The following is a 22998-nucleotide window of genomic DNA, read 5'->3' on the forward strand; positions in this document are numbered from 1 at the left end:
GCCCTTATTTTCCTGCTTTTAAAACGTTGACCATTTCAATAATTTCATCGGCAAGTTCTGAAGTGCTCCCCATATATCCAACCTCCGAAAAACGAAGCTTGCCATTTGGACCAATCACCATCTTGTGCGGTATAGGACCTACCCCAGCTGCCTTCGAAGCCTTGCTATCCGCATCCAGCAATACCGTGAACGGATAACCATTTTCTTTCATATAGTTGGTCACATATTCTTTCATATCCGATTTACGTTCCTGTGTATTTATAAAGTAAAAGACTACATTCGGATCATTTTTGAAATGATCAACCGCCAGCTTCATACCCGGAAATGCGCCTTTACATGGTGCACACCACGATGCCCAGAAATCCAAAACAACAATTTTTCCTTTTTGGGCGGAAAGGCGTACTTTTTTCCCATTTTGATCCAAAAGCTCAAAATCTGCAATACTTTTATTGATTAAAAGTTGCTGTACTTTTTCTTTCAGCTCTTTGCCTTTATCTGCATTTTTCAGACCAGCAAGATACTCTTCATAGCCCTTTTCTGATTTGGTTCTTGCGCTGTAGCTTTTTTTCATCAGCTCCAACATATACGTAGAACTCTGATTCATCGCATAGCTTTTCTCTAGCGCCATCTGCAGTTCTTTTGCTTTCCCTTGTCCTTCAAGCACGCGTACATAGGTATCGTTCAGGTCCGCATTTTTATAGCTTGCCGCACTTTGAGCTGCCGAGGCATACACAAAGGCTTCATCGTAAAGCTTATTGTCCACTAATATTTTGGCAAATAATGGTGCATTGCCGTAGTATAAAGTCGCGTATTTATCACCCTGAAAATTATCCTTGTAATAATTTAAACGCTCCATAATGACGCGTGCATAGGGCAATATCTCTGCAGGTCCCATACTTTTTTGTGCAATATAAGGAACGTCCAGCGAGCGATAGATCACATTAGAAAGTGCTTCGTATGGCGCTATCTTAGCCATATATTTGCTGTAATTCGGTAGATCTTTTTTCATGCTGGTATACACCGAAATGATCCAGTAAGCACTGATATAACTGATTCGGTTGGCCTCATTAAAAGAAACCTCAGCTTCCTGGTAAGGGTGTTTATCGATAAAATCCGTCGCCGCTTTTAAGCGTTCATCGTCTGTTTTGGCCTTCTGGATCAGATTAAAATCGGTCAGGCGACGCTGATCCTTTACATATTGCCCATTTGGAAACTGCGCAACAATCTTATGTTGGATTGCCTCCGTCTTTGGTCCATCTTTTAAAATATCCTTATAGACACGATAAATTTCAAGTAGATCCTCTTCTCTGATATCAGGAATCTGTTCCAGGGTGTTCAGCTCCTTATCGAGCTTAGCCAAAGACTCTGGCGTATTCATGTGTTTCAAAGCACTTGCAGCAGTATAAAGCACGCGAAAGCGGTTTTCCGGATGATACTGCAATTCATATTTCACCCACATCAGGAGTATCTCATCCGATTTGTAGGACGCTGTATCCACCACATATGGTACACCCGCAACGATATGCGGTGTGCGCAACATGCCCCAACCCAGCATTCCTCCTGACATCTGGCGTTTATCGTTTGCAGAGAGGATATAAGAATAGGTTTGTTCCCCACCTTTATCTACCAAAGTATCTGATTTAAAAACAAGATTCATCAGCCCCAAATGTGCCGGCAGAATATATTTTGCAGTCCATACTGAATCATTTTTAGTAAACTTGAGGTCCGTCGTCGTCCATTTAAAATCGGTATAACCTGTTAACTGTGCCGAGATATCTTTAGCATCCTTCAGCACAGTATTCCGAGCATCATATACGAGCTGTACAGTATCCTGTTCCTTTGGAAATTCCGGTATCACCTTAAAAATCTGCGGCTGTTTCTGTTGTTGCGCTAAAGCAACGGAGCTACTCATCAGTGCCCAAGCCAATATAGATGTTGTTTTCATCACCCTATTTTTCATATTTCTTATTCTTCCTTTTTCAATAATGGATCTACTGACCCGGTTTTATGGATTTTGCGCTATTTCGGGACTTAAATTGATTTCGTATTGGGCGATCCGAAACACATAGCGGTTGCTATTCGGAGCCAATGTGAAGGTGCTTCCGCCGAATGTACGCGTATAAGTTTTCTGGAAGCGTGTGTCGTCTTTGAGACGGCGCATATCCCACCAGCGCAGCATGCGAAACATAAACTCACGACGGCGTTCCTGCATCACTTTCACCAATGCATCTTCAGCATCCGTCGCGCTGAGATTGACAGTTGACCCCGGCAGAATTCTACTGGCGCGTAAACGATTGACCAATGTCATTGCAACGACAGGCTGATTGTCTCGCGCAGCAGCCTCCGCCTTAATCAATAGCATTTCAGGAACCGACGGACCTACATTTCGGCCTTCATTCTTGATATAGTCCAGGTAAAAGTAGCGTCCATCATAAACCTCCCAATTTGATATCATTGACCCCGGCACCGTAAATAAATTATAACGCTGATCGGTGGCATCAAACAGGCCCAAAAGGTCCTTACTCAAGCGTAACGCGGTGGTGGTGTAGGCCGTGATTCCATTAACGGGTATTTTAGACAGCAATATTTCCGGATTGGATACCCGCAATGGATAATTGACCATGGTCGTTGTTGTCAGCTTGGTCAAATCGTTCAGTTTATCATTCAGCGCAAGTGCCTGGTCGGCCGCTTTTGCTGCCTCCGCATAGCGATTCATATAAAGGTACGTGCGCGCCAATAAACCATAAGCCGAAGCTTTGGAAGGCAAGGTTGTAAACTGCTGTTGTGCCGGCAAGCCAGGCAGTGCTGTTTCAATATCCGCCAAAATAGCATCATATACCTGTTGCAGCGTACCTCTATCGAGCGACTTTTCTGTAGTTGGTTGCAAAACCAAGGGTACACCCAAATCCGTATTCGCACTTACCTGCAGGTAAGGTTTAGCATACGTATTGGCCAACATCAAGTAAGCCGAAGCGCGATGAATCTTTGCCTCCGCAATCAGCTGGTTAATTTCAGCAGGAGTTCCATCTGAAACATGAGGTACCTCGCTGATAACAGTGTTAGCATATGCGATCGCATTATAAAGTGCTCCCCAGTTGTCATCTTTGTGATATTGGTTGTCAATTGGGTAAATATCATCTGCCCACTGATACGCCCTGCGGTAATAACCATTAAAATCATTGTTCGCCAAGGAAAGTTGCTGCGGCGAACCATCGATGATTTCCAGGTCGTCCGAAGCCATATCCGACACTGCCGGTGCAGCTTCCAAAGCGGTTGTATTATTTAATAGATAACGATAGTTTTCAATCGTCCCCGGTGTCAGTTGTCCCTGGGTTTTGATATCGACATATTTTTCACAACCTGTCATGGTAAAGCCGATGCTCAATGCGGCTACCGCTACTGCCCATTTACGGCTGCTGTGTTTTATAGCTATTTTCATGATTTTGGCGATTAGAAGTTAACATTGATGGAAAAGTTGTACGAAGGAACTGGACGCAGGTTGGTCGTATTGCCCACATAATTGGCAAAATCCGGGTCAATCCCTTCCTTATTTGCTGTCCAGATCAATCCCAGATTACGTACGGACCCCGTCAGACTCACCTGCTCGATTTTCATCCTTTTTAAGAAATCTTTGGGCAAAGCATAGCTTAGCGAAACTTCCCGCAGACGGATATAGTCACCTTTGAGTACATTGATATCCGAATAGGTGTAGCGGTACAAACTATACTGCCCATAAATATCGGCTGTTACTGCAGGTATGTTCGTGGTAGCCTCATCTCCTGCCTGTCGCCAGCGATTGGCAATATCGGCACTTAAATCAAATTTAGGCAGGGTAAAACCACGACTCGGCGTCATGTACGACTCGATACTCGGTTTCATAAATACATTTCCAAACTGATAAGTCATCAAGGCATAGAACGACCATTGTTTATAACGCAGATTCGTTTTAAGACTCCCAAAATACGGTGCTACCGTACGGCCCATATATTTGAGATCATCCACACTTGTTAAGGTCTGCTTAACAGAAACGACTTCCCCCTCTTTATTGTAGATCTGTGTCAATCCGCTGGCATCCAGCCCAGCATGGCGAAATGCAAAGAGTTTATCGCTCGGGTATCCCTTCAGGTAGCTAATACCGATAGGTGTATACGAGTAGGTAAATGTTGAGATATCTGCCGGATCAAAACGGTTATCGGTTATTTTATTGGTATTGTAGGAGAAATTGGCTGTCATGTCCCATTGCCAGTCTGCACTACGTAACAAAACGCCATTCAACCCAAGGTCAATCCCACGTCCACTCATGGTTGCCGTATTCCGTTTGAGCGAGCCAGCGTTTATCGTACCTACATATGGTGCCGCGATGGGAAAACCATACAGTAGATCACGTCCTTTTTTCACATAATAATCCAATGTACCGTTTAAGCGATTGTCCAATAAACCAAAATCCAGTCCCAGATTGGTCACATAAGTTTTCTCCCAGCGCAACTGCGGATTGGCAATAGCGATGATACTTGCCGCTGGCTGCGCTGTTGGGTTACGTGAAGCGTCATCGAGCGAAATGTAGGTAAAGGGACGCACATCTTGTGTGATGTTGCCATTCACACCATAGGTTGCCCTAAAGCCCAATTGATTCAGCCAATGCAGGTTGTTCATAAAAGATTCTTTTCGCACATTCCATTTAAATCCGCTCGACCATAAAGGCGTTGCACGAAAGCTCCGGTCGAGACCAAAGTTGTTATAGTCATCGTAACGGACGCTACCGGAAAATGTAAAGCGACCATCATAGGTATAGGCAGCATTCGAAAAATAAGAAAGGAAGCGACGCGTCCGATCCGCTTGCTGCGGTGCTCCGGAAAGGCTTTCATTGAACCCCTGTATGCTTGGATAGGCGTTAGGCAAATAGCTTACCGCGGTATTAAATCCCGTCTGCATATTATAGCCGTAATAGGTGATATTACCTTGCCCTGTTTCCGTCTGCCTGATCTCCGATCCTGCTATTGCTGAGATATCGTGTTTCCGCCCAATTAAAGCATCGTAGCTCAACTGTCCCCTAACGGTATAATTGTTGACATCGGTATTGATGATATTATAGATACCGCCTTTGTTGATACCAATACTATTTGTCGACGCTCCGAGGGGTGTAAAGCGATTCAACAGTGATCGGTTGGCGTAAGAATCCTCGCCATTGTAAATTCGGTTGTTGCCGAAAGATCGCTCATTGGAATACATCACCGATCCCTTCAGTCCTTTATAGATGGGTACAGATAAGTTGATCACAGCCGAATAATTATTGTTTTTGAGCATGCGATCCATCTGCTCCAATTCCTGGAGATAATTGTACCGCCAGTCCTTATAGGCCGGCCCAAGGACATCGGTAAATCCCGGTGTCAGCCGATCGTAGGCAATGCCATTGCCGTTCTCGTCTGCCAGTAATTGATAAGATAACAGTGTAGACCCGCCCGTATCGTAAATCTGAGAAAGACCGATTCCATTTTGTTTATTGCGGAAGAAAGTCCCCCGGATACTTGTTGACAGGGTCGCAATCTTAAATAACTTCCAATTGTTGTTTAGACTTAAAGTCAACCTTTTCCCATTTTCTCCTTTGGTATACGGGTTTTCATTCGCATAAGATGCTGAATAAAAATAGTTGTTATTTTCTGTTCCGTTACTAATCGACAAATTGTATTGCTGACTGTTCATGGGTCGCAATAAGTACTGTTGAATCTGCGACCGATTATCGATGGATTTTAGTGGATTCACCAATGCATCATAAGCAGCCTGCGTCATCTGCCCATTTTTCAATCGAATCGCCGCCGCCGCAACCTCGCCTGGATAATAGGTACTATAACTGTATAGATTGGTTGCAATATTATTACCATTCAGAATATTCTTAGCCACCAGTTCCTCTTGATAATCGATCATCTGTGCGCTGTTCATTGTACGCAGATAACCTAAATCGGGTTTCCCCGAAAAAGTGGTATTCATGGAAAAGTTGATCCTTGGTACACCTGTGACTGACCCTTTTTTCGTTGTCACCACGATAACCCCATTGGCGGCACGAACGCCATAGATTGATGCTGCTGCAGCATCTTTCAAGACGGTTATATTGTCTACATCATTCGGATTGAGCATTGCCAAATCAATACTGGAAATAGCACCGTCGATAACGATCAAAGGTGATTTTTCAGTTTCGCTATCAATTGAACCGACTCCGCGAACAGTCAGTCCATAATCATTTTGGCCGATCGTTCTTGTGCTTGAGTAAATACCCAACTGATTGTTATTATAGGTAAAGGTACGATCGCCTGTTCCAATTGAAACCTGTACACCAGGAACCTGACCTTCCAAGCGTTGAATCAGATTGGCAGAGGGAATTTTTTCCAATTCTTTGGCCGTGATCAGTGAAACCGAACCCGTTGCCCTTTCTTTTGAAATCTTTTGATAACCTGTAGAAATCACCGCCTCCTCCAGCATGTGATTTTTTTCCTCCATGGTAAATGTAATCTGGTTACGATTTCCTGCTGTTAAGGCCGTGCTTTCATAACCTACAGCCGTGATCATAATAATATCCGTTGGTTTGATATCGTAAATCAGAAAGCGGCCGTTTTCATCACTTTTTGCACCTTTCCGCGTGTCTTTTACCCATACACTCGCTAACGGTATAGGTTTACCTCCTGTGGAAAGCACGGTTCCAGCGACCCGGTCCATCAATTCATTATCGGCCCCATACTTTACAGGGCTGGCTTCGCGATCCTCCGTAGCGCGACGAACAATTGAATAAGACCTGTCATCTACATAAAGAAATACCAACTGGTTGGGGTAAAGTACTTTTTTAAGAACTTCTTCCAGACGATTTCCTTTCAGCATTTCGGGGTCTACAGTTTTTCCATTCAACAGGTTATGCTCGTAGCTCAAATTGGCATTGAAGCGCTGTTCGATCTGTTTGATCGCTTGCGCAAGGGATAATTTTTGTTGGCCGAGTGCCTGTTGACCAGCAGTAAATAGTAGCGAAGTGACCGGGACCATCAACAAGCACCGTATCGGTTGCCACCTGTTTTCTGTGATTTTCATTTTTTGTTAGGTTAGATGTTTATTTAGTATAGATTGATCGTGTTTTTCTTATTTTGGATCGAGGTAAATGGTATCTTTTTCCATCCGGATATTCGCTTGTAATATATTCGCAATCGAATAAATAATGCTTTCTTGGGAATTGAGGGATATGCGACCGTCGATTTTTCGGTTCAAAAGCGTCGTATCGCTTAAAATGATTTCTTTACCGTATACATAGCGAAATTCATTGATTAGATCAGCCACCATTAAGTTTTCGCCTGTCAAGCTCTTCCGCGTCCATGAAACCGATTCCTGTGCTGCTTTTCTGTTAGCGCTCAGATTGCGGAATCCCTGGCTACCGTCGACAACGACATCTCCTGGTACGAGTATTTTGGTTTCGCCGCTATGTTTGCGGTTGCGTAGTGCGATGCGTCCTTCCAATAACGATACAATCACTTTATTGTCCCTATTTTTAAGGTTAAACTTTGTCCCCAGCACCTCCACGGTGATGTCGCCGGTGTAGGCCATAAAGCGCTCCCCTGCCTGAATGTCTGTCGTATCTTTGTTGAGATGTTTGACTTCTAATAGCGCCTCGCCGGTTGTATATACTTCGCGTTTGGACAACCATTTCCAAGCACGACGATAAGCAACAGAAGAATTCGCATTTAAATGTACAGTACTGCTATCAGGCAATACCACTGTTTGTAAGACACCGCTTCCGGTCTGTATCACAATCATGGATTGGTAATACCAAGCTGCAGTTACAAAAAGCGCTACCGCAGCTGCAGCAATAGTTGCGGCCCACAAACGGATAATCTGATTTTTTCGTTTCTTTCTGTTTCCGGCTATGCCCCGTTCAATATCGCGAAAGAGATTCTCCGCAAATAACTGGCTAGGTTTTATGCGCGAAATGCCATACAAAGCACGAAGATAAACGAGCGCTTCATCATATGCAGCAGCATTTTCTGGATTTGTGGCACGCCATACTTTCCAATTCCCGAAATCATCCCGATCCGGATATTTGGCAAAGCGGACAAAATCCAGATCATCTAAGAAATCCTGCGTACTGTAACTCGTATATTTCTCCATTATTAAGCCTTTGTTAAATACAAGACAAATGGACATTAAATTTTATCCCATGGATTTTGATTTTTTTTTAAAAAAAATCAAAAGACGATTTCAATACTTACCAATTTCATAATTTAGCACGCAAATTAATGTTCAAAAGCCTATTTTTGAACCAGTGAGATGTAATAATGTACTACTGCTATTATTTAAAATAAGGGTTTCATTATTGTTATTAAATCTTTACTATTTTTGGAGAAGCAAATGATCTATTTCATTTAATGGTATAAATTCGAAGATGAACAACACCATAGATCGGTACTGGAATGAATTCATTGAGGGCGACAAACAAGCTTTCGAGCAGATCTATCGTGCGTTATTACCCAGTCTATATGAATATGGTATGCGTCGGGTAAAAGACGAGGATTATGTCAGAGACTCCATTCAGGATGTATTTATCAAGTTTTGGGAAAACCGCAGCAAGCTACGAAGTATTTCCAATCCGAAGCATTATTTGCTTGTCGCTTTAAAAAATAGCCTACTGAATACCCAATTGCGAGACGGCAAACTATCTTCATTTGGTGAAAAAGATGATTTCCAGCTCACCTTTGATGTCGAATCCACTTATATCGCTGCTGAAGAACAACAAACTACAGCTTTAAAGCTAATTCAAGCATTAGAACAGCTAACTGGCAAACAAAAAGAGGTTATTTTTCTTCGGTATTTCGAAGAACTGAGTTATGAAGAAATCAGTGTACTGACCAACATATCTGTCAAAAGCTTATACAAACTAAATAATCGTGCCATGGAAGCGCTGAAAGATATCATGGGTATTCCAAAGCAGCATCTCCTCGTCCTGCTCTACATGATCAAATTTTTGCACTCGTAGCGAAAATAATCCCTTTCAATCTGTTGATCTAACCAGATACCCAGCAATCCCCTTATAGCGTCCATTAATATCATTTCAGGGTAATAATAAAAGGTAAAAACTGTGCTTTCGTTTATTAAAACTTACTTTTGAATTCAAAAAGTCAATAAAAGAATTCAAATGAAAAAGCGCTATAAATTCATCGCACTAGCTTCTCTCTCTTTTCTTACCAACAGTTGCAACATGTTTGACATCCACCCTTATTCAGGAAAAATCGATGGAAGGAAACATATTAATGCAGATAATATCGTCAAAATCGAACATGATTATGCTAATCGGGATACCATCCGCTACGCTTTTATCAGTGATTCACAGCGCTGGCACGATGAACTTGACGATTTTGTAAAAATAGTCAATAAAAGAAATGACATCGATTTTATTGTACACGGCGGCGATATTAGCGATTTTGGACTTACCAAGGAATTTTTGTGGCAGCGTGATATTTTGGAAAAGCTGAAACAGCCCTATGTCGCCCTTTTGGGGAATCACGATTGTCTCGCCAATGGCGAAGAGATCTTCGAACAAGTGTTTGGCACAGCCAATTATAGTTTTATTGCAGGTAAAACAAAATTCTTATGTTTAAATACCAATGCGCTGGAATCAGATTACTCCAATCCCGTTCCCGACTTTTCATTTATTGAGCAAGAGCGCCAAAAAGATACTACACGTTTTGAACAAACAGTTGTCGTCATGCATGCCAGACCCACATCCGATCAGTTCAACAACAATGTAGCTTCGGTCTTCCAATACAGTATAAAACAATTCCCCAATCTCCTTTATTGTACCAATGGCCACGATCATATCTATCAAAAAGAAGATATTTTTAAGGATGGTATCATCTATTACGGTACTCCCAATATCGGTAAACGTCAATTTCTAATTTTTACAATCACTAAGGACCACTATACCCATGAACTTGTCTCTTACTAAATCAAAAATACGATCTTTCGCGCTTGTTACCCTTTTCTTTTCAGTTCACAATATGGCTCAGGCTTCCGAACACCAATATCTCCCACGAACAAGCTTGGCTGGCAACAAAACGGACACCCTCCAGGAGAATAACATCACAACGGACAGCATCAAAACGGGAAACATGAGCACTAAAGAACTAAAAAAAGCCGCCTTTAGCCTTGTTCCCTCAAGTTATATGCTTCAATACGCAGGATCCATAGGACTGCTTTCTGCCGGAACAGGCTGGGATTATGGCCGACGCAAGCAGTGGTCGACAGATTTCCTGCTTGGCTATGTACCGAAATATGATACAGACCGGGCTAAACTTACCTTAACGCTGCGTCAATCGTATACACCGTGGAAAATTAAACTCAATAAACAGTTTACTTATCATCCCTTGCGTACCGGCGCTTATCTCAATACGACCTTGGGTAAACAATTTTGGTATAAAGAACCTGACAAATACCCGAATAGCTATTATCGGTTTTCGACCAGGCTACGCATAAATATCTTTTTAGGACAGGACTTCAGCTATAAAATCAAATCCAACAGTTCTTATTTTGAAGGCATAAAATTCTATTATGATCTTCATACCAGCGATCTTTACCTCGTTAGCGGCGTACAGAACAAGTATCTTAAATTTGATGAGTATATTGGACTCGCCCTAGGTGTCAAGCTACAGATTAGGCGAAAATAATGCGCAAAAAAGGCTAGATCGATATCGATCTAGCCTTTCTGTTAAAATACAATCAACTCACTAACTTACTTAAGGTATCATTTAAACAAAAGCTACGGTCAAAACGTTTTAGAATTTACGGTCTGTACAGTTAATACCCCCTCTTTTAAACCTTTGCATTTCGCCTTGATCTGAATCTTTCCCGATTTTTCGCCTGCCTGAACAATCAAGGTAAGCTGTCCATTGAATAAATGCATCTGCGGTTTATGAAAAGCCTCCAGATTGGTTGGATCACCGTTAGCCAAGGCTTTAAATGTACCATCGCCAACTACGTCAAATTGGATCAGTTCTGCGGCCCGTGGGCAGAGGTTCCCCGCTTTGTCCACTGCTTTGACACGGATGTAGGCTAATGCACGGCCATCAGCAGAAATGGAATCATGAACTGCATCCATTTCAATCCTGAAGGGTTTTCCCGCCGTAAGGATTATTTTTTCGGCCGCTGGTTTTCCAGATTCATCGTAAGCTACGACTTTGACTTCTCCGGGTTCGTATACCGTATTCATCCACATGAGGCGGTAACGCTCCTGTAAAGAAGCCTTACTCTTGCGCTGTATTCCCTGACTTTTCCCATTGATAAAAAGTTCGGCACTTGGATAATCTGTGTACACGAAGACAGGGGTCTCTTTTCCCACTCGCTCAGGCCATGTCCAATGTGGAAGTATATGCAGGGTATGCTCATTTCTATTCCATAAACTTCGGTACAGATAATAACGGTCTTTGGGAATGCTCGCCAGATCAATAATACCGAACATAGAACTATGGTTGGGCCAGGCATCGGTATCATAAGGGGAAGGTTCGCCAAGATAATCAAAGCCTGTCCAGACAAATTGCCCCATGGTCCAATGATGATCTTCCGCCAGGGCAAAATCCTCATCCGGAAGGTTGGACCAAGAGCAATATTCCATATCGTAAGAAGACGACTGATGATCGGAATACAACATATCACCTTTTTTTAGCACCGGAAATTTATAAACGCCCCTCGAGCTCACTGTTGATGCCGTTTCCGAACCCAACACTAGATTTTGGGGTAATTTGGCATACGCCTCTTCGTAACGGTGCGCACGATAGTTTAATCCCGGAACATCCAACAGACTAGCAAAACCATTTTCCAGCACACAGCTTACCTGATCCATACCGCAGGTCACTGGTCGGGACGGATCCTCACGATGGCATATATCCTGTAAAAACGAAGCTACTTTATAGCCTTCAGCACTGCATTGTGTGGGCACTTCATTTCCAATGCTCCACATCACGACAGATGGGTTATTTCTAAAATGATGGATCATGTTGACCATATCCCGTTCGGCCCAATCCGCAAAAAATCGATGATATCCATTTTTACATTTCGCAATATCCCATTCGTCAAAAGGTTCAATCATCAGCATAAAGCCCAATTCGTCACATAGGGCAACCAATTCCGGAGCTGGCATATTATGTGCCGTACGAATGGCATCGCAGCCCATATCTTTGAGTAATTCCAATTGATAACGAAGAGCCGAAACATTGATTGCAGCCCCCAATGGTCCAAGATCGTGATGATTACATACCCCCTGAAACTTTCGGATCTTTCCATTTAACATAAATCCCCGGTCGGCAATAATACGTACCTCCCGAATCCCAAAACGGGTTTCAAAACTGTCTGTCAATTTACCGTCTACAAATACTTGCGTGGAGGCCCGATACAGATTTGGATGTTCGGGGCTCCAGAGAGCAGGGTTTATCACTTCAAGATTTTGCACGAAAGGCTTGCCATAATTTAGTTTTTGTTGGTTTTCCTTCTGCGCAACCACCTGTCCCGCCGCATCCAAAATCGCAGTTACCATTCGTACCAACTTGCCATCAGCATTCTTCAAACTGGTTTCAAGCTTAACTGAGGCTAGACTGTCCGACACAAAAGGCGTCGTGATATACGTCCCCCAAACAGGTACATGGATCTTCTCCGTCACGATTACATGCACATTGCGATAAAGTCCTGCACCGGGATACCAGCGTGATGACTGTGCTTTATTTTCCAACCGCACAGCAACCGTATTATCCATCCCGTCCTGATGTAGAAATTCGGTCACATCACAATGAAAAGCATTATAACCATAGGGCCAAAAGCAAGCTTCCTTTCCATTGACATAGACCCGGGCTTCGCTCATTGCACCATCAAATTTCAGGACCACGCGTTTATTGACGGGATTGAATTGTGGAATATCAAAGTTGGTACGATACCAACCCACCCCCACATAAGGCAAACCGCCAGTACGGCCCGTTTTTACTGTTGCCTTTTTTTCTCCATTTTGTGTCACTGCAACATCCTGCAGATCGTGTGACCGGTCAAAGGGCCCGAAAATAGCCCAATCATGCGGTACCGTGACTTTTTTCCAGGCCTTATCATCCAATGCTGCTGATTCCCCATGAACAACCTCACCCTGAAAAAAAACGCCAGTTTTTCTCCAACAAGAAGGATTGGCGTGCAGACTGTCCGTGCGAATTGCCCGGAACAAGTAAGAATAAAAGAAACAAAAAGTAAGTCGTACGCAGTAATCTCATCATCAAATCATGTGTTTATAGTATACAGTTCAATTTTTTCATTGTCCTTCAGCGGCTTAAATATACCTTATTTAAAAGCATTCAATGCTTTTGTTGGGCGCCCATTATTGTCAAATGCACCCAGGGTATAACCATTCCAGCCACCATACGCCAAAGGCTCCCAATAGAATATACCCAGTACTTTCTGATCGGGCACACTATTGACCGCGTTGAAAAGATCCTTTAACCATATTTCAGCACTATCTGCTTCATCCCAGCTCATCCCCACCTCGCAGATCATCACTTCTGAATTGTATCGAGCAACCATATCTTTGATGTTACTGATGCAGGCCGCATTGCGCTCTTCCCAGTTTTCTGGGGTCGGATAAAGTGACATGCCAATTACATCCCATTTCCCACCGTTGTTTTTCAGACCGTCGAACATCCAACGAAACAAGTCATTGTCAAATCCATTATGCAGATGTACGATCACTTTTGCTTCCGGAAACACCGCTTTTACCGCATCATAGCCGGCATTATTCAATGTGGCATAATTAGCCATACTGACAGAGGCTTTTCCATCTTCCCAAAGCATCCCATTGCCCGTTTCATTACCGACCTGCACCCATTCAGGTGAGATACCGCTATCTTTTAGCAATTGAAGAACCTCCGTTGTATGATCACTAACAGCCTTCTTTAAACCATCAAACGATAAACTCTTCCAAGCTGCAGGCTTTGTCTGCTGTCCCGGATCCGCCCAGGTGTCACTGTAATGAAAATCCACCATAATACGCATGCCCAGATGATGCGCCCGACGAGCTTTCACCAGTACGTCATTCTTGTTGCACCAGCCTTGTTGGGGATCTACCCAAACACGCAATCGTACCGCATCCATGCCCAGTCCACGCAAGATTTTCAGCCCATCCACTGCGCTGCCCCCTGCATTAAAAAATTGCACACCTGAGGCTTCCATTTCAGTAATCCAGCTCACGTCCGCACCTTTTGCCAAATGTGTTTTAGGTACATCCACCTGAAGATTATCTTTGTCGTTGCAGCCAGATAAGCCCAAACACAAGCTTATCAGGGCCAACATTATTTTTATTTTTTTCATCCGATTATTTCATTTAAGACCCCGTCCCTATCTATATTATTCCACATGATATTTAAATTGTTTTGGATCGCTTAGATCAAGAATCAAGGTATGTGTACCGATCTTATTATAAGCGAAGCCAGTTCCATCGGCCGTATACAAAGCACAGTTTCCATCGCCCTCTGCTGCGCCAAAAAACCAAGTCCAGCTGCCATTGATCAATACCTTAATTCCCCATTGTTCGGCTGCCGTTGTCGTGATGGTTGCTTTCCAAACCTTCGTCGTCTGGTCATATACCATTGGTGTTGCTGTTGCACTCCAACCATTAAAATCGCCCGTTACCGTCATGGATTCTACGGAGGTTTCTTTCCAGGCCAACTTATTGACATCGGCTGTCAAGTATAAGTATCCACCTTTACTCGTCCAGCAATTCCAGCGATCAGCTCCGCTATACAAGATATATTGGCTACCATCTAGGGGATAAGAACCATAGATGAGCGATGCACTCGCACTTTCCGCATTGGTTAAATAGAAGTTGTACCATTGGTCGAGACGCACAAAACCATCGTAAAAACCATCTTCCTTTCTCGAACACAGTTTCCATGGAAATTGCGTAAACTCTTTATTCGATAGATAGAGATAGGCAGCATCCTCAAGGGGCTGGTAAGCGGTCACAGTCAGGGCGATCACATTGCTGTAGAGCCAATCTGTATTGGTTCCCAATCGCGAAGCAATACGGACATAAAACACGTTCTTTTCATCGGGCAAAAATCCCATTCCCGTGACAAGGTTATTCAATTGTTCATGCGTATAGCTGAACGAGCTTGCTACCTGCTCGATACTTTTGGTGACAGCAGAAAAAGATGGATCAGCAGCAATTTCTATTTTATTTTTTAAAGCCGACTGCGCCATTGGTTCATCGCTGGCCAAAATCGCCTCATCCCAGACAAGCTGCAGGGCCACGGCCTTGCGATCAGTAGATTTTAAGACCAGTTCTGTTGTACTGCTGTACAATACCGCAGGTTTTATCCCACTGACAGCCGGTGTCCCCCCCTCCTTTTTACAGGCAACGAAAAGCAACACCAGGATATAGAGTGTCAATTGTTTCATATGTATCATTATCTTTAAAAGTCCATCTGGGAATACCTGGATACTCTCCGCAGCAGGTGTGCTTTCAGATAACAGTATATCCCCATAGATTTAGTTATTAATACCAGTCGCCGCTAGTAGCCAGGATTTTGGATCAAATTCGGGTTAGCACTCATATCAGTGGTTGGAATCGGATACAGATTGAATTTTGCATCCACAGAGCGGCCGTTCATGTCACCGCCTTTCCATTGCCAGAGGTAATCGCTACCGGTAAATTTCCCAAATCGAATCAGGTCTGTGCGACGCGTACACTCCCAAAAAAGTTCACGCCCGCGTTCTGCTAGGATAAAATCCAGTGTTAGCTGCGCCTGGTCAATGGCTCCGGCCGAACTACCATACCCCCGCTGACGGATACTGTTTACCAACCTGATCGCTTCCTGTATACTTCCTCCGCCACCGCGCAGTACGGCCTCAGCATACATTAGATACACGTCGGCCAAGCGGATCATCGGGAAATCAGTACTTACCAAACCTTCATCTGTGGTATAGCTGCCATCATCTTTCAAATTTGTAAACTTAACAAGCCCATATCCCTGGCTCGAGGCAGCGGGGTCTTCGACATCTAGGGACTGGCCGTTTTTCCAAAAATCACCTCTTTTGTCTTCCACCTGAAAGAGTGCCACAAATTCGCGAAGTGTACGAAAACTATTCCAGCCGGAAAGCACACCGTAATCCGATGATTTCATGCTTCCAACAATAGGGCCGTTGACAAGATACGTTGTCGCACCCCATGTCGTTGTATGCGCTACATCGGCCTCTATCGGGAAAATAATTTCATTGGTCCGTTTATCATTATCAGCATTAAATACCTGCTTATAGTTCGCATTTAAGGAATATCCAGCATCAATCACTTTTTTAGCATAATTCAGACATTCCGCATTTCGTGCTGTACCCGTATAGACCTGTGCATTCAGATAATTTTTGGCCAATAGGGACCAGGCGGCAGCACGGCTTACCCGGCCATACTCATTTTGACGTGCTTCCGGTAAGATCGTCTCGATCTCAGTCAATTCTTTTTCAATAAATGCAAAGAGATCAGCTCTTGTCATCCGTGGTGGAAAAAATGCAGCAACCGGGTCCTTTTCAGTCACAAAAGGAACGTTCCCATAAAGGTCCATGGCATGACTATAGGCCAATGCACGCAGAAAACGCGCTTCGGCTGCAAACTCCAAAATTTGTGTCTGTTCGGCCGAACTAAAAGTCGCCAGCTTCTCTGTTGTTGCATTCCGTAGAAATTCATTACAGATGGCTACCGTATAATAGATCCGATAATACATGGCATTGACCCAGGTATCGGAAGCTCCCCAGGTCATATACTGGATATCGGTCATATTGTCGCCTCCGGCCCAAGTATAGATCACTTCATCAGTCGGTACCTCCTGCAAGTTAAAGTAAACCCGAAGGTAACCCCAAGAGGCCGTGCTGCCCGCCATATCCGGATCGGCATCACCACGTCCATTGCCCGCAACGGCAAATGAGGCATACAATTTAGCAAGTACTGCCCGGTAACCATCCACAGAGGTGTATACCGACTCCGAAGTAGTTTCTACAGTGGGATACTGGTTTAAGTCTTTTGTACAGGATTGTAGCAATGCGATTATACTCAACAATCCAAAACAATATCTTTTTATATTTTTCATCGCTATATAAGTTTTCTTTTTTGAGGGAGCCATTAAAAATCCATATTGAGACTCAAGGAGAAAGTTCTTGAGCGTGGGTAGAACGAACTGTCGAAGCCACTCGGAACCTCAGGGTCCATGCCGCTATATTTGCTCACAATAAAAACATTCTGAGCTACCGCACCCACACGTAGATTGGAGATCTTACCCACCTGACCAAAATTATAGTTCACCGACAGGTTTTCCATCCGAAGGAAGGAAGCATTTTCGACGTAATAATCCGAATAATACTGTCTGGTCTGGAATTGGGTATTCAAGTAATCCCGATGTAAGTTGTTGATCGACGCATCCACATATTGAACTGTTTCCCAAGCACTAAGATTCATTTTGGTATTATTGAATACGTAGTTACCCAAATTTGCGCGTAGTGTCGTTGCTGCTGTCCATTTTTTGTAAGTTAACTGCGTATTGAAACCAAAGAGCCATTTTGCCGCGGGCGATTGATAGCGGTACAAGTCCTTTTCGTTGATCGCTCCATCACCATTCAGATCCGCATATACACCTTCGAGCGGCTTGCCAGCCTCATTGTACAACTGTTTGTAGACATAAAACATGTAAGGCTGATACCCCGTTGTCAGAATCTGTATACCACGGCCACTGACATTCGGTCCCACATAAGTTCCTATGGCATTCGCATCCTGCACCAGAGCTATATTGGTCACTTTTGTATGCTGATTAGTCGCATTGAAATTGACTTCCCAGCGCAAATTATCCTTTTGTATGGGTACGGTATTCAGTTGAAATTCGAAGCCACTACTTTCGACATTACCTACGTTGATAGTCGCGTTCTGGTCAAAATTGGTTCCTGCGGCTACAGGCACATTGGCCAATAGATCATGCGTTTTTCTTGTGTAATAGTCAATTGCACCAGACAGCCTGTTTTTCCAGAAAGCGAAATCCAGGCCGTAGTTAAATGCTTTGGTCGTTTCCCAGCGTAAGTCCCGATTGTAAACCGATGGTCTATACACCAGATGGTACTGATCGCCGAAACGATACTGTGCATAGGCTGTTCCCAAATTGTATACCGGCAAATATTCGTAATTTCCGATCCCTTCCTGCTGACCTGTAACGCCGTAACTCGCACGGAGCTTTAGATCGTCCAGGAAAGAGATTCCTTTCATGAAAGACTCCTGCGAAAGACGCCAGGCCAAGGCGACTGAGGGAAATGTTCCCCAACGATTTTCGGGGCTGAATCGGGAAGTTCCATCCTTACGGACCGTAGCGGTCAATAAATAACGGCTATCGTAATTGTAGTTGATCCGTCCGTACCAGGAAATCAGCGTATGTCGTTCGTCAGATGCAATAGCAGTCGAGCGTATATCACCAGCTTCGTTATAGTATACTATAGGTGGCCGTCGGGCACTCCAATATTGATAATCGTGACCTGCTGTCACGTCAATTGTACTTTTAATTTCCGGGAAGAACTTGTTGTAGTTTAGATAGCCTGTAAACAATTTATTTTTAAGCGTCTGTTCATAACGGTCAAAAGCGCCTCCAATCGTAAAATTATTGGCTGCACTTGCCGGAATAAGATTCGATCCATTTCCTTTGGCATAGTCATATCCGAGTGTTACGTGCGCTTTCAATTCAGGTAGCAGATGGAATTTATAATCGAGGTCAAGGTTACCCACGGCTCTATTGACTGTACTACGGTGTTTTTCCTGCTTGAGCAATCCAAGTGGATTGAGGTTTGCACCTGTTGCCGGAAGACCGGCATTATCCAAACTCTCGTAATAGCCACCATAAGCATCTGCCCCAGAATAAATCGGTTGCGTAGGATTAAATGCTACAGCAGACCATATCGCATCGGTATTGGCAAAACCGTTGTTGTTATGGGCACCTTTAACATTTAAATTTACGGTCAGGTGTTTATTAAAAAAAGTGGGATTTAACACCAAAGCGCCCGTCACGCGCTCCGTTTTGTCGGTCCGCAAAGTCCCTTGCTGATTATAATAGCCCACTGATGTACGAAAAGCAAGGTTTTGCCGATCTTTCCCTGTAGACTTAAGTTATTATCCGTCCCGATAGCATCCTGAAAAACCTCAGACAGCCAATCTGTTGAGGCATTGCCCAATAACGCCTTTTGGGCAGTGCTCCCTTTGGTATTGATGAGCGAGGCAAATTCATCGCGCGACATCATATCAGCCACTCCCATAGCCTGCTGCATGGACACGATTGAAGAGAAAGAAAGCCGTAAAGCATCTCCTTTACCCTTCTTTGTTGTTATCAATAATACCCCGTTTGACGCTCGGGATCCATATATTGCTGTCGATGATGCATCTTTGAGCACTGTCATGCTTTCGATATCATTCGGGTTGATCAGACTGAGAAAATTGCCACTATTGCCGCTAATACCACCAGTCTCTAGCGGTACACCGTCCAATACGATCAATGGATCGTTGCTGGCACTCAAGGAGGCTCCCCCACGGATACGTATCGTACTCCCGGAAGAAGGAGAACCGCTGTTGGACATCACCTGCACACCAGCTGTTTTTCCATTGATCAGCTGTTCGGGAGAGCCGACAAGTCCACTGTTAAAATCCTTGCTTCCGACCGTATTTACGGCACCGGTTAGATCCTTTTTTGTTGTACTACCATAACCTACGATGACGAGCTCTTCCAGCACATTTCCCGCAGGCACCATGCTGACATCCACGGATGTTCCCCCTACCACCGTCAAGGTTTGGCTACTGTAGCCTACAACAGAGAATAGAAGCTGGGATTTACCCTTAGGCAATGAGATACGGTACGAGCCATCACTCGCTGTTGAAGTGCCCACCGTAGTTCCGGCCACCAATACTGTTACACCTGCCATCACCTGCCCATGCTCGTTGCGGACCACCCCACGGACATCCTGTTGTTGCATCGACCTGATCCACTTGCTTTCCCCTTTCGTTGCAGCATAAAGCTGCGTTTCCCCAAGACAGGATAGCAAGGACAAGCCCAATAAACTTGTTTTAAATGCAAAACCCTTCATTGTTTAAAATTTAGATGTGTTTATAATTGTTTTCTTTCCCTTTATTATATTTTTTGTATTCCTTATCGCTTTATTAAGCATTCCCCTAAAAAACGCCGCCGTTTTTTCAGGTCGTCATCCTGCTCCAAACCTTGATCCTTATAGCCTGACGGTTTATTATCCATGGCCTAATGAACCGTGGAATTATACAGCTGTATCGCTATTCGAGCCATATCGCAGCTATAGATAGTGCCACCCCCTCCATCTTTTCGCCTGAAACGATTAGTTTTTCGATATCTCTTTTGTCAAATTGAACCGGAACCGTGGGCTTAAAAAACCGCTCAAGAAATACAGGGTAAGGAGCAGGTAGCAAAGCCGTAGGCACGAGCTTTAAGTTGGCTAGATCCATACGGACCACTGTTTCGCCTGATGCCCCAATAGCTATATTATCCACATAGGTATACCCTTTTTTTGTCACAAACCCAGCATTCAGTAGCGGATTCCCGCCTTCATGTTTCAAGAGTATACAGAGCTTGGTGGCAGCAGCGATACCCGCAGGCCGTTCAGCAATTGTCGATTTGATATCTTTTACCCAAAAATACTGTACCCCAGAATCCTTGGCATGAAAAGTATAGGTCCAAAAAGGAACTTTACTGAGATCATGATGCTCCCGTTGCGCAGTCATGTAAGCCGTTTCTGGAATAGCGAAAGTTTCCAAAGAAGAGACTTTGGACAAGGACTCAAAAAGCCCTATAGGCGCACGCTGCTCATTTAAACCCACCGTCCAATAACTATTGACACGATAATTCCAATCCAGCGGGGCTCCAGTCTGATTATCAGGATAGGTAATTTTTTCACCATCCACAAACACAGTAGCTGTATATTTCAATTCATTGCCCACTAATAAAGATGCCGGGACATCCGCTTCATAGGTACAGTTATCTTTGGAGATCAACTTGATGTAGGGATTATGATCTTTCCAAAACGAAACCTGATCCGTTTGTAGAATAATGGAATCGGGCTGTTTTTCAAAAACATAACGGAACTGCAATTTGGTAGAGCGCCCTTTTTCCAATATTTCGGGCTGCTGGTGTATCAATAAAGGCTGCTTCAGCGCTTCAGTTTTTGGCGCGTAATATTCGCCCAAATAGCCATTTTTCCAGGGCGAGGAAGCTAGCCAGCTATTTTTCAGCTGGATATTCTTACGCTTTAACAGATATACTCCAGGCTTAACACTGAAACTTGTTTTAGCGACTGAAATAGCTTCATCGGTGTCATTTTTCCCTACCATTGACCGGACGGTAAACAGGTCGCCTAGATCAGGTATCCGAATATCGATCATCTGTGACCGATACAGGATATGTACCACCTCCCGATCGAGCGATGGCTTGGCAAAAGGATCAGCGATTTTTTCTGCATCCGGCATAACCTCCAAACGCCATAGACCATCTTCCAGACGATCTAAAAAATAAGCACCAGATCCACCGTATTCCACCACAGGTGATGAACCATGACCGGCAATATGTTGCAATTTCGTTGGATTTAAAGGCCTTACTGTCGTATTATTGGTGTAAAAATACTTATCCTGCGCATTCATCACGGAGAGATCCTGCTCATAACTGACGCTAAAATCGCCAAATAGGGTGTCTTGAGGATACTGTTCAAACTTTTTATTTCTCGGTATCGTATAAGCCACCTCCGCAGCAATCATGGTACTCAGTGCTTTTGCCGGGGTATAAGCCAAATTGAGATAATGTGTCTGATATTCGGTATTGTAGGCTGCAATATCCATCGGATCGTAAGCAAACTGAGTGATCCACTGAAATCCCGCCGAACGAAATGTGCGGCTCATTGCGGGATGCATGTAGCTGTAGAGATTATCAGCAGGATCATATTCGTAAACTGCTTTCGCTTTGTTGGCGAAGCCTTTCAAGTTTGAAAAAGGGATGTCGTACTGATCAATGTAAGGAAGAAAATTCCCCTGACGTTCCCGTCCAGCAACCAGTCCCACAGGATACCATTGATAGGTTGTCCCTTGGATATCAGCATCAAAATAAGCCTTAACATGTTCCATATTATGACTTACATTGTAGAAAATCGGTTTTTTGTTACCACTTTTCTTCATGGCCTTCACCATTCGACCGATATAATCCGACGTTGTCTGAATGGCACCTGTATGACAAGGTTCGTTATTTATTTCAAAGCCAATGATATAAGGATCCGTCTGATAAGAATTTCCGGTATACGGGTTGACATGATGAAGTAACTGGATAATATATTTTTCCTGAGCAGCTATCGCCTGTGGATTAGCATGAACCGCACACTTATCATAATGATACGTAAATGCATCTGTATTTATATTTCTCTCTGGATAACCATTACCAAAATTGGTCATTCCCGTAATCAGGATCCTAATTCCTCTTTCCTGAAGTTTAAAAAACAGATAGTCCAATAGATCAAGGTGTTCATTGTTGATCAGGTTACCATTTTTATCGGAGATTTCTACATCCCAAATATGGATACGATAAGCATTATATCCCAAACGGGCGAAGTGGTAAACGTCGCGATCAATAGCCTGCTTTCGATCGAAGCCTTTATCGTGCAAAGCCCGAAAGGCATGGGCAAAAGGAACGGTATAATTGACGCCATAAAATGAAGCTTCAGCTTTGGAGTCGGACCAGCGCATGACACCTTCACGGTCGACAAAAACTGTAGGGATCTTTTTAAAAGCCTTCGATTGAGCGTAAGAATTGACATAGCCCAAAAGAGCAAAGCAGCATAAAATAATTACACGCATGGATTGTATCGATTTATAATTTTTTGGTTATTACTCTTACAAACCTATCAAACGTGATTATTTTTTAAGGCCACATATCG

14 protein-coding genes are annotated in these 22998 nt (G+C 43.7%); 3 read left to right on the top strand and 11 right to left on the bottom strand.

Annotation, left to right across the window (positions count from 1 at the left end; genetic code table 11):
• Positions 1 to 4 precede the first annotated feature (4 nt).
• From BV902_RS20840 to BV902_RS20855, 4 genes are read right to left on the bottom strand one after another with little or no spacing between them, the layout of a single operon-like run.
• Positions 5 to 1945 (bottom strand): peroxiredoxin family protein, encoded by a 1941-nt coding sequence (locus BV902_RS20840; protein ID WP_172840717.1) that lies wholly within the window; start codon positions 1943 to 1945, stop codon positions 5 to 7.
• Between the two features lie 60 nt (positions 1946 to 2005).
• Positions 2006 to 3439 carry a RagB/SusD family nutrient uptake outer membrane protein gene (locus tag BV902_RS20845; RefSeq protein ID WP_083663699.1) on the bottom strand — a complete coding sequence of 478 codons (1434 nt, stop codon included), beginning with the start codon at positions 3437 to 3439 and terminating at the stop codon, positions 2006 to 2008.
• Positions 3440 to 3450: 11 nt separating this feature from the next.
• Positions 3451 to 7071 (bottom strand): SusC/RagA family TonB-linked outer membrane protein, encoded by a 3621-nt coding sequence (locus BV902_RS20850; protein WP_083663700.1) that lies wholly within the window; start codon positions 7069 to 7071, stop codon positions 3451 to 3453.
• A gap of 48 nt (positions 7072 to 7119) precedes the next feature.
• A complete protein-coding gene (locus tag BV902_RS20855) occupies positions 7120 to 8139 on the bottom strand; it encodes a FecR family protein (protein WP_075993595.1) in 1020 nt (339 codons plus the stop codon).
• Positions 8140 to 8413: 274 nt separating this feature from the next.
• Here BV902_RS20855 and BV902_RS20860 point away from each other — a divergent pair, with 274 nt between their 5' ends.
• The 3 genes from BV902_RS20860 to BV902_RS20870 all read left to right on the top strand — a co-directional run bounded on the left by BV902_RS20860 (position 8414) and on the right by BV902_RS20870 (position 10691).
• Positions 8414 to 9004, top strand: coding sequence for an RNA polymerase sigma factor (locus BV902_RS20860; RefSeq protein ID WP_075993596.1), 591 nt, complete (start codon positions 8414 to 8416; stop codon positions 9002 to 9004).
• A 159-nt stretch (positions 9005 to 9163) separates the two neighbouring features.
• Positions 9164 to 9973 (top strand): metallophosphoesterase family protein, encoded by an 810-nt coding sequence (locus tag BV902_RS20865; protein ID WP_075993597.1) that lies wholly within the window; start codon positions 9164 to 9166, stop codon positions 9971 to 9973.
• A 52-nt stretch (positions 9974 to 10025) separates the two neighbouring features.
• Positions 10026 to 10691 (top strand): hypothetical protein, encoded by a 666-nt coding sequence (locus BV902_RS20870; RefSeq protein ID WP_083663702.1) that lies wholly within the window; start codon positions 10026 to 10028, stop codon positions 10689 to 10691.
• A 98-nt stretch (positions 10692 to 10789) separates the two neighbouring features.
• Here BV902_RS20870 and BV902_RS20875 read toward each other — a convergent pair whose 3' ends face one another.
• From BV902_RS20875 to BV902_RS20900, 7 genes are all read right to left on the bottom strand, one after another.
• Positions 10790 to 13222, bottom strand: a complete 2433-nt coding sequence (locus tag BV902_RS20875) for a glycoside hydrolase family 2 TIM barrel-domain containing protein (protein ID WP_216640384.1) — start codon at positions 13220 to 13222, stop codon at positions 10790 to 10792.
• A gap of 113 nt (positions 13223 to 13335) precedes the next feature.
• Complete coding sequence (locus BV902_RS20880; RefSeq protein ID WP_075993599.1) at positions 13336 to 14358, bottom strand: glycoside hydrolase family 53 protein; 1023 nt, start codon at positions 14356 to 14358, stop codon at positions 13336 to 13338.
• A 36-nt stretch (positions 14359 to 14394) separates the two neighbouring features.
• A complete protein-coding gene (locus BV902_RS20885) occupies positions 14395 to 15447 on the bottom strand; it encodes a DUF5111 domain-containing protein (RefSeq protein WP_075993600.1) in 1053 nt (350 codons plus the stop codon).
• A gap of 113 nt (positions 15448 to 15560) precedes the next feature.
• Positions 15561 to 17126, bottom strand: a complete 1566-nt coding sequence (locus tag BV902_RS20890) for a RagB/SusD family nutrient uptake outer membrane protein (protein ID WP_075994907.1) — start codon at positions 17124 to 17126, stop codon at positions 15561 to 15563.
• A gap of 32 nt (positions 17127 to 17158) precedes the next feature.
• Positions 17159 to 19126 carry a SusC/RagA family TonB-linked outer membrane protein gene (locus BV902_RS20895; RefSeq protein ID WP_216640385.1) on the bottom strand — a complete coding sequence of 656 codons (1968 nt, stop codon included), beginning with the start codon at positions 19124 to 19126 and terminating at the stop codon, positions 17159 to 17161.
• Positions 19072 to 20142 (bottom strand): TonB-dependent receptor plug domain-containing protein, encoded by a 1071-nt coding sequence (locus tag BV902_RS27820; protein ID WP_216640386.1) that lies wholly within the window; start codon positions 20140 to 20142, stop codon positions 19072 to 19074. Before BV902_RS27820 ends, BV902_RS20895 begins: the two co-directional genes overlap by 55 nt.
• 199 nt (positions 20143 to 20341) lie before the next feature.
• Positions 20342 to 22918 (bottom strand): hypothetical protein, encoded by a 2577-nt coding sequence (locus tag BV902_RS20900; RefSeq protein WP_075993601.1) that lies wholly within the window; start codon positions 22916 to 22918, stop codon positions 20342 to 20344.
• Positions 22919 to 22998: the final 80 nt, after the last annotated feature.

The sequence above is a fragment of the Sphingobacterium sp. B29 genome (assembly GCF_001952815.1).
Taxonomy (GTDB): Bacteria; Bacteroidota; Bacteroidia; order Sphingobacteriales; family Sphingobacteriaceae; genus Sphingobacterium; species Sphingobacterium siyangense.